Genomic DNA, 11951 nt, shown 5'->3' on the forward strand with positions numbered 1-11951 from the left:
CATTGCGAAAAGAAACTGCAAGTTTCGACGAAGCAATCTCAGGAGATTTGACGAGATTGCCACGTCGCTTCGCTCCTCGCAATGACGGAAACTAGACTGCCTCAGAGCCGGCTATAATCTCTATCAACTCCGTAGTAATAATAGCTTGTCTTGATCTATTTAGCTTTAAAACTAATTTACTTATTAAATCATTAGCATTATTTGTTGCATTTTCCATAGCGGTCATTCTAGCTCCCTCTTCACTTGCTCTACTTTGTAGTAAAGCATAATTTATTTGGGAATTAACATATAAATTAATCAAGTTAGAAATTAGATTTTCTCCTTCGTATTCATAATAATCATCATCTACCTTAGAATCATCATGATATTTTTCTATCGGTAAAATCTGTTGTCTAGTCATAATTTGAGTCATTGCGTTCTTAAATTTATTAAAATATATAACACAATTACTAACTTCCAAATTTTCTACCGCCGACATAATTTTTTGTTTTACTTGCAGCATCAGGTTTTCATCATGAATTTTAGGTAACTCAAAATAACTATCAATATAATTTGCATATTGCCTTTTTAATGCTTCGTAACCTTTTTTTCCTATAATGATAAGCTTTATTTGTTCGCCTTTATTTTCTAACTCTTTAATATCATTCTTAACTTGCTTAATTATACTGTAATTAAACGTTCCGCATAAACCACGCTGTGATGCCATAACTATCAATAAATTTGCTTTATTCGGTATAGTATTAAAAAATTTCTGCTCTTCTATGGATAGCTCATACATATCAATTGATAATATATCGGACATCATTTTACTAATAGCCTCAATATAAAAATTTGAATTGGCTATTTGACTTTTTATTTTTGCCATTTTAGAAGCTGATACTAGTTGCATTGCTTTAGTAATCTTTTGTGTAGATTTAACGCTTTTAATTCTAGTTCTTAATTGCTTTAAATTTGACATAGTAGTTTTTTGGTTTTTATGTCATTCTTGTGTACTCTCGTCATTGCGAGGAAAAATTGAAAATTTTGACGAAGCAATCCAGTTAAAAATGCGTAGCATTTTTTTATTATTTTCTGGATTGCCACGTCGCTTCGCTCCTCGCAATGACGATTTAGTATCCACACAAAAACAACATCATATTATTTAACAAATTCCTTAACGAAATTTTCTAAAAATGCTTTTAGTTTCTGCTCGGTTTCTTCGGTTATACGTTGCTCGTTTTTTATTGATTCTAAAATATCTTTTTTATTTAACCTTATCTCCGTAAGCATTTTATCTTCAAATTCTTTTACTTTCTGAAGCGGCACATCATTTAAATATTTCTTAGTTCCGACATAAATACTTACTATTTGCTCTTCTACCGGAAAGGGATGATATTGTGCTTGTTTTAATATCTCAACTAATCTTTTACCGTGATCGATTTGTGCTTTAGTGGCAGGGTCTAGATCTGATCCAAATTGCGAGAAAGACTCCAGCTCTCTAAATTGAGCAAGTTCTAGCTTTACCGAACCTGCTACCTGCTTCATAGCCTTTATTTGTGCTGCAGAACCAACACGGCTTACTGAAATACCGACATTAACGGCAGGTCTTACACCTTTATAAAATAACTCACTTTCTAAGAAAATTTGACCGTCGGTAATTGAAATAACATTTGTTGGGATATATGCGGATACATCACCTGCCTGCGTCTCAATTATAGGAAGAGCAGTAAGTGAGCCGCTACCTTTTTCCTCCGACATTTTAGCAGCACGCTCAAGCAATCTTGAATGCAGGTAGAACACGTCACCGGGATATGCTTCTCGCCCGGGAGGTCTTCTAAGAAGTAATGAGATTTGTCTATATGCGACGGCATGCTTACTTAAATCATCATAAATAATAAGTGCGTGCATGCCGTTATCACGAAAATATTCTCCCATACTACAGGCAGAATAAGGGGCAATGAATTGAAGAGCTGCAGCTTCCGATGCGGTAGCCGAAACAACGATTGTATAGTCCATTGCTCCGGCATCTTCTAGTTTTTTTACTATCTGTGCAACGCTTGATCTTTTCTGCCCAATAGCTACATAAATACAATAAATTTTATCGCTTTCATTAGTAAGTGAATGAGCTTGTTTTTGATTAATAATAGTATCAACCGCTATCGCCGTTTTTCCGGTTTGTCTATCACCGATTATTAATTCTCTTTGCCCTCTACCTATCGGAATTAACGAATCTATAGCCTTTATTCCGGTTTGTACAGGTTCGCTTACGCTCGTTCTTTCTATTATTCCCGGAGCTTTCATCTCGATATGTCTGTACTCTTTACTTGCAATATCGCCTTTGCCGTCAATAGGATTACCTAGAGCATCAACAACACGACCAAGCAGAGCTTTTCCTATCGGTACTTCTAAAACTTCTTTAGTTCTTTTGACATTATCGCCTTGCTGTACTTGGTTATCATCTCCCATAATTACAGCACCGACGCTATCATTCTCCAAATTTAAAACAAGCCCCTTAACACCGGATTTAAATTCTACTACCTCACCGGATTTTACATTAGCAAGACCGTAAATTTTGGCTATACCGTCACCGACCGAAATTACCTGCCCTACTTCCTCAAGCTCACTCAAGCAATTAATATTAGCTATTTCCTTTTGTAATATTTCAGCTACTTCAATAGGCTTTAGTTTCATGGGTTTTATGTCTCCTACTAATATTTGTATGTTATTCCCGCATAGGTGTTAGTTTAAGGATCGATGTCATTCCTGCGAAAGCAGGAATCCATGAAAAAAAGTATAAATACAACAAATTTTTGAAACTAAAAGCTCGATTTATCTCGCTTTATGCTGGATTCCTGCTTTCGCAGGAATGACATCGATCCTACGCAGCAATCCTAACTTTCTTTAAAGCTTTCGTTATTTTATCTAAACTACCCTTAATCGAGTAATCTTGCAACATACTATCATATTTAATTATAATGCCGCCGATAATAGTACTATCAATATCAAATAATATTTCTGTTTTTTGATTTAATTCTTTTTCTATACGAGATTTAATCCACTCTTGCTCTTTAGGTTGTAACTTATTTGCAGAAATAACCTGAACTATCTTTATGTTTTTACTTTCATATAGTAAAGTATTATAAGCATCTACTATATTAGATAAAATAGCAGTACGAGAATTTTTTACCAATAACAATAAAAAATTATTCACTATTTTGTTAAATTTAGTATTTTTTACTAACGAATTAACCACATTAATTTTATCATCCTTATTTACTATAGGAGAAAATAGAAACTCTCTAATATCAAAATTATCGATAATTATACGATTTATAGCAGTAATTTCTTCAAAGATTTTATCTTGTATATTATCAACCATAGCGTTATTAAATAACGCTACCGCATAATTCTCGATTAAATTATCTTTGTTCATACATGTATTGCCCTATCATAAGCAGCGAGTACTGACTCGTGCATCATTTCCGATAAAGTCGGATGCGGGAAGATAGTATTAATTAAATCCAACTCCGTTCCTTCTAAATTTTTTGAAACCACATATCCTTGTATTAATTCCGTAACTTCTGAACCTATCATATGAGCACCGAGCAACTCACCTGTCTTAGCATCAAATATAGTTTTAATTAAGCCATCGCTATCACCGCTTACTAAAGCTTTGCCATTAGCTATAAAAGGGAATCTGCCTATTTTAAGCTCATAACCTAAGGTTTTTGCTGCTTCTTCAGTCAAACCAACACTTGCTATTTGCGGTGAAGAATAAGTGCAACCCGGTATATTATGTTTATTAATAGCATGCGGCTTTAAGCCCGCTATGCTTTCCGCTGCAATAATACCTTCATGGCTTGCTTTATGAGCTAAACAAGGCACTCCTGCTACATCGCCTATAGCATAAATTCCTGATTCCGCAGTTTGCATTAGTCCGTTAGTAACTATATAGCCATTTTCTATTTTAATTTTGGTCTTTTCAAGTCCTAAATTTTCTGTATTCGCTGTAATACCTACTGCCATAAGTAAGATTTCAGCTTGTAATTTTTGTGTTTTACCGGATAACTCTAGCTCAACTTCTATCTTATCTTTTGATTTTGTTTGCTTAATTAATTTAGCATTTGTAATAATTTTTATTCCCTTTTTCTCAAAATTCTTATGAGTGATTCCGGCAATTTCCGTATCTTCAGCAGGTAATATTCTATTATGTGCCTCAATTACGGTAACATCCACACCAATACTATTATAAAATGAAGCGAATTCTATACCTATTGCACCTGAGCCGACAATAATCATAGATTTCGGCACATGCTGCGGTATCATAGCTTCTTTTGAAGTCCATATTTGCTTGCCGTCAGGCTCAAAGCCTTTTAAAACTCTAGATCTTGCTCCGGTAGCTATAATAATATTATCTGCTTTTACTATAGGTTTATCATTTATATTTATTATCTTATTTCCTGCAAGGCTTGCTACTCCGTCTATCACGGTAACTTTGTTTTTGTTCAGTAGTAACTTAACGCCGCCTGCAAGTTTATTTGAAATCTCTCTTGAGCGTTCGACTATTTTCTTAATGTTGATTTCAGCACCTTTAGAATCAATTCCATAATCTTTAGCATGTTTTATATATTCAAAAACCTCAGCAGATTTAAGCAGGGATTTAGTCGGTATACACCCCCAATTAAGGCACACCCCTCCTAAATGTTCTTTTTCTATTAATACAACTTTTTTCTTTAATTGTGCTGCTCTAATTGCCGCAACATATCCACCAGGACCACCGCCTATAACGGCCACATCGTATTGTTCCATTTTATTTTTATTTTGTTGGTTTTGTTATTATAAGTATCAACGTCATTGCGAGGAGATGCGTAGCATCGACGCGGCAATCTCAGCAATCCTAATACTGCTTCATGAGATTGCCACGCTCCTTGCAGTCGCTCGCAATAACGATTAGAGTATACTACTCTTCAGCATCCATCTGTTTTTTTCATGTACTTTAATCCGTCCAATAATCATATCGGCTGTCCCCTCATCGCCCTCTACTTGTGCTACTTTGAGTCCTTTATATAATGTATCTCTAATAATATCTTGATCTTTTGTTAGACTTTTAAGCATTTCGTTTGCTGTTACGTTTGGATTTGCCTCATCTATAGATGCAAGCTTTATTAAATTTGATAATGCGGGGACTTTAGCACCTAAACTTCTCACTCTTTCAGCAAGTTCATCTAAGCTTTCAGCTAAATCTTCATATTGTCCTTCAAATAATAAATGTAGACTTCTAAACTCTGCTCCTTCTACATTCCAGTGATAATTCTGTGTTTTAAAATATAAAGCATAACTATCTGCTAAAATTTGTTCTAAAGCTTTTACTACTTGCATAATATCCTCAAATTTTTATGAACTTTTTGACTTTATAACATTTCTTTAGATACTTCAAGAGATAACAGGGTTTATATAAATTCCTGATATATTTCTTTTCTGTGTTTGATTGCAATAATAATTACCGTAGATGTTTCTTGTTCAATACGGTATATAATACGATAATCACTTATTCGGAATCTTCTATGACCTTTCAAACTATAGCGTAACGGTTTGCCAAAAGCTATGGGATCAAACATTAATCGTTCTTCAATTGCACATTTGATAAGAGTTTTTGCATTGGAGGAAAGCATTGGGATATGCTTATTTGTTACTTCTTCTAGATAACATATTTTATAATTCATTTCCACGCTTCTTCGTGAGAGTAAGTTTTAGCATTCTCTTTATCAAGCTTTTTAGCAACTTTTGACAGAAATAAATCTTCTCTCATTTCAAGAGCTTCAAGTGTTAATTCTCTGACTAAACTCGATAAAGATTTATTTTCTTGAACTGCTAAATTACTAAGCAAAGTGGAAATTACCGGCTCAAAAGTAACATTAACTCTTGGACTTTTAGGCATATAGACTTATTTTTTTTGATTAGTATTATTGTTGTAACACTTTTACATCACTCAAACAATAAAATTATCAATTAAGAATAAAATTGCAATGATTATATATTAAATATTAATTTTTATTAGTAATTTCTTGACTAATCTATTAGTTTTATCTATTGTGCCATCTTATATTTAAAACTTAAGGATAGAACGGCATGAATTACATATTACATTTTTCTTTAACTACCGCAGCAAGACTTACTAATACAATAAAAACAATTGGTAGTCAAGGATACCACATGCTTAAAATAGGGCATAATGTGGCCAGTTACTATCTAACTACTCCTACCCTTAGTTTAATTGAACCGACTTGCCATAAAGAGAATATATTAACAACTCTGTGTAATAAAGGAATTGAATTATTAAATACTGAAACAAGCAATTTTGTATTTGAAGGAATGTTCAAAATAAAGAAAGTATTAACTGCAAATAAAGCTATTATTACAGCGATTAATGATAATGGAAAGACTATACGGGATTATATATTGCAAAAACAAGGTGATAAGACTTATATATATGAGGAACGCTTGCTTAAAATATGTCAAGAAAATCTTCAAGGAAATCCTACCATTGAGGATATACTTAATATCGCAGGGGATAATAACCCTATTATAGGAGATATTAAAGGGTGCGAAATATTTGAAGTAGAGAAAGAAAATGCTCTACAGGCGATTCTCTCAGAAATAAAGGATTTAATAGCTAACCCGATATCTAGCACTACTCAAGCAATTGATATTAATACAACCGAGAGATGGACAGAATATTTATCTGAAATGGCGACTAATGCAGTTAATAATACAATAACAAATTCTACTGCTGAAATTTCTGAATTAATCTTTTCCGATAACACTGAAAGTTGGACTGAAACGGGAATAAATTTAATTAATAACACCGTAGCAAACCTTACTAATACTGCTTTCAATTCAACTTATAACCCTCAAGAAAATATGTTTGATGAGAGTGATAACGATAATTCCTTAGCTACATATATAGGCATTGGTATAGCTGTAGCTGCCTCCATAGTTGTTGCAATAGGTGCAGGAGTAACTTGGTATTGCGTTAGAAGTAAAAACGCAAAAAAAGCTAAATTAAAACAATATATTGATGAAATTGAAGCTGAAAGAGCTGCTGAAGATAAACTTGCTGCTAACGATACTGAAGAGCATAACGCTCCTCTACTTAACAACAGCACAGAGCATAATGATCATACTACGGTAGATATGACCGGAGTCTCCTATGAAGACGAAGGTACTCCTGTATAGATAACTTAGAGTTTTGATTTTTAATCAACAACCAATAGCAAATTCACTGTTGGTTGTTCCTCAAAAATAAAAATTGAAATTTATTTCAATTCTTTATTTATCAATTCTTTTAGCTTTTCTTTTGCTGCTTCTTTAGAACGTAGACTTGCATAAGAGTCATGGTGTTTTTTATCTTCAATAAAATGTACAAAGAAAATTTTTCTGTCATTTTTTTGTAACCAACCTATAAACCAACCTATTTGACGATCTTTGAGCTTTACAGTTCTATCTTCATTAAGGCGATTTCCACTACCTGTTTTGCCGTAGAGCTTCCACCCATCTGCAAAATCTTCAATAAACATAATATTTTTAGTCATTTCTTGAGCTTGAACGCTTACAGGTAATTGATTTACAACAAGTTTTTGAAGAAAAGCTAATTGTTCTTCAGGAGAAATTTCTAAAGAGCTAGAAAGCCATGCATTGGTTAAGCCGTTATTCTTTCCTTTATCACCGGAAATATCTTGGTTACCGTAATCAAATTTTGTTATATAATCACGGAATTTTTCATAACCTAATTCTTTAGTAATAAGACGTGAATACCAAAGACAGCTGTTTTTTATCCAGTCTTTAGGCGTATGCGGCTGCTTCCAAACTTCAAGATAATCGTCATATCCTTCTTTAAAAGGTAACTTCGGGTGAGTTTCATCAATTAAAAACCCATCATCGTAACCCATCAAGCTTAAGACAATTTTAAATGTTGAACATGGAGCATAACGAGACTCACAATTACCTTCTTGTTTAATAAATTTATAATTTTCTTTAACTAGAAAACAATCTGCTCTAGTTATAAAAGGTATAGTAAGTGATATTAGGGCAGTTATATATAAAATAATTTTTTTCATATGTTAAAATAAAAATGTTCATATGGTCTGTTTTCCGTCATTGCGAGGAAAAACTGTAAGTTTTGACGAAGCAATCCAGCAAAAAATTCTGATTTACAAAATTTTTTTATTATTTTTCTAGATTGCCACGTCGCTTCGCTCCTCGCAATGACGATTTTAACACGTTTCGTATAATACTAATAAATCTCCTGCGATTGGTCCTCTTTGCTCGGCACATAATCAAAAATATCGTTATTATCACGATTATCGATCATATCTTCGTTCTCAAGCATCTGAATGTTATTGACTTTAAATGCTTCTATAACAGTGCCACTTGGCGTAATTTTACCGGTTGCTCTATCTACGGCGATTAGCTTAATTGAATCTGGAACTTTAAAAGGCAGTGATGGCTCATCCTTATAAGCATTACTCATAAAATCAATAAAAATCGGCAATACTACGTTTGAACCTGTTGCTCTTTTTCCAAGCTCTTTCGGTGTATCATAACCCACATAACTGCCGACTACTATTTTTGGCGTAAAGCCTACAAACCATGTATCTTTACTATCGTTACTAGTACCGGTTTTTCCACCGATAATTTTCCCTAACTTCTTCGCAGCATAGCCGGTACTTCTATCTATTGCTCCGGTTAAAAACGAAGTAATTTGATAATCGCTAGCTTCATCCGTAACTCTATAAATATCTTCTTTCGGTATTTCTAATATTGCGATATCTAAATTGCTATCCGAAACATTACAAGAAAGACATTCTCTATTATCTCGCCTATAAATAATTTTACCGTTACGGTCTTTAATTAATTCTACAAAATGAGGTTCAACTTTTTTACCGCCGTTAGCAATAATTGCATAGGCATTAGTCATTCTGCTAAGTGTGGTTTCAATTGAACCAAGTACCATAGAGTAAACTTTTTTTGGTTCATTATTAATACCGAATCGCTTAATTATATCAACGATTTTTGTAAGTCCTACGGCAGTTGCAACCCTTACGGTTATAAGATTACAAGATTTTTCAAGACCGGTACGCATAGTGATTTCGCCTAAAAACTTACCCTCATAATTTTTAGGACGCCAGCTAGGCATACCCGGACCTTGCGAAATCTCAATAGGTCCATCATTAAAAATCTGATTCGGCTTAATACCGTTTTCAAGAGCTGCTAAATAAACAAAGGTTTTACTCAAAGAACCCGGTTGACGAAGTGCTTGAGTTACTCTATCAAATTTACTTGTAGAAAAATCATATCCCCCAACACTTGCAAGTACCTGTCCGGTATTCGGGTTCATAACCATAATAGCCCCGTTTACTTCAGGAATTTGACGAAGAGCATAGCCGTCTTTTATAGGCTCAACCACTATCACATCACCTTTTTTAAGCAAAGTCTTCACTGATTTAAGATTACTTCTTGCCCATTTCATTTCAGCAATAAGAATCTTAGATTTACTGCCGTCTATAAGACCAATCTCTGCATGATTATCGGCCACATCCAGAACTACAGCTAATTTATATTCTAAAAGCGATGGAGGGGACGGTAGTTTTTTTATCTCCTCTTGCCAATTATCAAGAGGAATATTAGCTATAGGCTTTCTAAAACCACGTCTTCTATCAAATTCCCTTAGACCTTTCCTTAGAGAATTTTCGGCTAATTGCTGCATCTTTGCATCCAAAGAAGTGATAATAGTAAGACCTCCGGTATAAAATTCTTCCTTACTATTTAACATCCTAATTACTTCTTCTCTAACCTGTGCAGCATAATAATCTGCCGTAACAGTTTCTTCTTTAGCTCGTTTACGTAAAACTATCGGGCTATCCATAGCTTCTTTCGCAGCATCTTTTGTTATGTAACCATCTTCAAACATACGTGCTATTACATAATCACGACGAGCTTTTACCCTAGCGTAGTTTCTCTCTGGATTAAGTTCGGAAGGGGCTTTAGGCAGTGCCGCAATAAAAGCTGATTCTGCAATAGTAAGTTCCTCTACGGATTTATTAAAATAATTTTGTGCAGCTGCCGCAACACCGTAAGCACCACGACCAAAGAATGTTTGATTAAGATATAATTCTAAGATTTGTTCCTTAGTAAATACTCTTGAAATCATATAAGAAAGAATCGCTTCTTTAATCTTACGTTCAAGAGAAACTTCGTTAGTTAGCAGAAAATTTTTAACCACTTGCTGAGTAATTGTAGACGCTCCTTCCATACGCCTATGATGTAAATAATTAGATATATTTAAAAATGCCGCTCTAACTATTCCAAGTAAATCGACGCCCGGATGGTTATAAAAATTCTTATCCTCGGCTGCAATAAAACTTTCTATTAATGAACTAGGTATGCTATTAATCGGTACAAATACACGACGTTCAAAAGCGTACTCCTCCATTAATTTACCGTCATGAGAATAGATACGTGTTACCGACGGAGGATAATAACGTGCAAGCTGCGAGTAATCAGGTAAATCACGTGAATAGTGATATATTATATAAGCAGTAATACCGCAACCTACTAAAATAAGTACGGCAAAAATTTTTAAACAAAAAAATAGAGATTTATACATTTAATAGATAATATTTTAAATTATACACTTTAAAGGCAGTGCAAGAAATTTATCGGAAAAACTTATTATTTCATTACCGTTATAAAGTATAATGCCATGCATAATTCGTGGGGCTAATGCTTCTGATAAATCTTTAAGACCCATAAAATGTCGACTTTGAATAGTTTCTGTGGCTTTACACTCTATGCCGCAAAATACATCGCCTTTATATAAAAGAAAATCAACTTCTTTTCCTAGATGCGTACGATAAAATGCTTGCTCTATACCCGTAGTTAAGGTTAATATTTTCCTAAGTTCCGCCCATAACCATGTTTCAAATATTGTTCCGTAATAAGGACTATTTAACAATAAGTTTGGAGTTGTTATACCGTTTAAATACGATGCATAACCTGAATCATTCATATAAATTTTAGAAGTTTTTACTAATCTTTTACGTGTATTACTAAACCAAGGCACTAATTGATTTACTTGAAAAGTTGTTTCTAAAATCTCTAAATATCTTGATATTGTTCTTTGATCTAGCCCTATTTCAATACTTAAATTCTTTTGATTTAATAAATTACCGCTTTGTAAGCCAGCCAAGCGAAAAAGCTTAGCAAAGGAAACAACGTCTAAAAATTTATTTATGTTTCGTACATCTCGCTCAATATAGGCTGATTGATAAGACGAAAACCAACGTTCACGAAATCTTTCTTGCTTTTTTAATATAACTTCTGGAAATCCGCCATAGAAAATATATTCATTTAAAGATTGGTTAGTTATTGTTGGTTTATATTCTAACTCTTTAGTCCATTTGTTTTTTAATTCAGGAATAGTTGCCCCTGAAAAAATATCTAATATAAAAGAAGAAGGTTTATTTTGATTTAAAATTTCTCCTAAACTTAACCCTTCAAGATGTATTACGTCTACACGTCCTGCTAAACTTTCAGATACTCCCGGGTAAGAAAAAATATTAGCCGATCCGGTTAAGAGGAAACGTCCCGGCCTCTTATCTTCATCAATTGACTTTTTTATAGCTTTTAAAAGATCCGGGGCTCTTTGAATCTCATCAATAGCAAGAGGATAACTTGCATTTTTTATAAATCCGTGAGGATCATGAGTTACTGCTTCTAATTGCGAAATATCATCTAAAGTAATATATGACTTAAAAATTCCTTCGTCATATAATTGTTTTACTACCGTAGACTTACCGACTTGCCTAGCTCCAATAATAAGAACTGCAGAAAAATCTTTTAACGATTGCTTTACAAATGATGTTATATGTCTATTTATCATGTTGTAAGTTATAACATAAGTATGCTATTAT

At 33.6% G+C, this 11951-nt stretch carries 11 protein-coding genes; 1 reads left to right on the forward strand and 10 read right to left on the reverse strand.

Translation table 11 applies throughout. The annotated features are described in order from the left end of the window. Nucleotides 1-91: 91 nt before the first annotated feature. The 7 genes from atpG to RF_RS06730 all read right to left on the reverse strand — a co-directional run bounded on the left by atpG (nt 92) and on the right by RF_RS06730 (nt 5917). Nucleotides 92-958, reverse strand: coding sequence for an ATP synthase F1 subunit gamma (gene atpG, locus RF_RS06700; protein WP_011271567.1), 867 nt, complete (start codon nt 956-958; stop codon nt 92-94). Between the two features lie 179 nt (nt 959-1137). Continuing rightward, nucleotides 1138-2670, reverse strand: a complete 1533-nt coding sequence (gene atpA, locus RF_RS06705; protein WP_011271568.1) for a F0F1 ATP synthase subunit alpha — start codon at nt 2668-2670, stop codon at nt 1138-1140. A gap of 187 nt (nt 2671-2857) precedes the next feature. After that, the gene (atpH, locus tag RF_RS06710) at nt 2858-3412 is read right to left on the reverse strand and encodes an ATP synthase F1 subunit delta (protein WP_011271569.1); all 555 of its coding nucleotides are present in this window, start codon (nt 3410-3412) and stop codon (nt 2858-2860) included. Next, nucleotides 3409-4788 carry a dihydrolipoyl dehydrogenase gene (gene lpdA / locus RF_RS06715; protein WP_011271570.1) on the reverse strand — a complete coding sequence of 460 codons (1380 nt, stop codon included), beginning with the start codon at nt 4786-4788 and terminating at the stop codon, nt 3409-3411. Before lpdA ends, atpH begins: the two co-directional genes overlap by 4 nt. Nucleotides 4789-4929: 141 nt before the next feature. Next, nucleotides 4930-5358, reverse strand: coding sequence for a Dps family protein (locus RF_RS06720; protein ID WP_011271571.1), 429 nt, complete (start codon nt 5356-5358; stop codon nt 4930-4932). Nucleotides 5359-5429: 71 nt separating this feature from the next. After that, on the reverse strand, nt 5430-5702 hold the full coding sequence (locus RF_RS06725; RefSeq protein ID WP_039595202.1) for a type II toxin-antitoxin system RelE family toxin: 273 nt from the start codon (nt 5700-5702) through the stop codon (nt 5430-5432). Then, a complete protein-coding gene (locus RF_RS06730; RefSeq protein WP_011271573.1) occupies nt 5699-5917 on the reverse strand; it encodes a DUF6290 family protein in 219 nt (72 codons plus the stop codon). Before RF_RS06730 ends, RF_RS06725 begins: the two co-directional genes overlap by 4 nt. Before the next feature lie 191 nt (nt 5918-6108). Here RF_RS06730 and RF_RS11685 point away from each other — a divergent pair, with 191 nt between their 5' ends. Then, nucleotides 6109-7215, forward strand: coding sequence for a hypothetical protein (locus RF_RS11685; RefSeq protein ID WP_011271574.1), 1107 nt, complete (start codon nt 6109-6111; stop codon nt 7213-7215). A gap of 80 nt (nt 7216-7295) precedes the next feature. On the opposite strand, the gene blaOXA is transcribed toward RF_RS11685, so the two are convergent. From blaOXA to RF_RS06760, 3 genes are all read right to left on the reverse strand, one after another. Further along, a complete protein-coding gene (gene blaOXA, locus RF_RS06750) occupies nt 7296-8096 on the reverse strand; it encodes a class D beta-lactamase (protein WP_011271575.1) in 801 nt (266 codons plus the stop codon). Between the two features lie 176 nt (nt 8097-8272). Next, a complete protein-coding gene (locus RF_RS06755) occupies nt 8273-10645 on the reverse strand; it encodes a penicillin-binding protein 1A (RefSeq protein ID WP_011271576.1) in 2373 nt (790 codons plus the stop codon). A 15-nt stretch (nt 10646-10660) separates the two neighbouring features. Then, nucleotides 10661-11920, reverse strand: coding sequence for an ATP-binding protein (locus RF_RS06760; protein ID WP_011271577.1), 1260 nt, complete (start codon nt 11918-11920; stop codon nt 10661-10663). Between the last annotated feature and the right edge of the window lie 31 nt (nt 11921-11951).

Origin of the sequence: Rickettsia felis URRWXCal2, assembly GCA_000012145.1 — a bacterium.
In the GTDB taxonomy this organism is placed as follows: Bacteria; Pseudomonadota; Alphaproteobacteria; order Rickettsiales; family Rickettsiaceae; genus Rickettsia; species Rickettsia felis.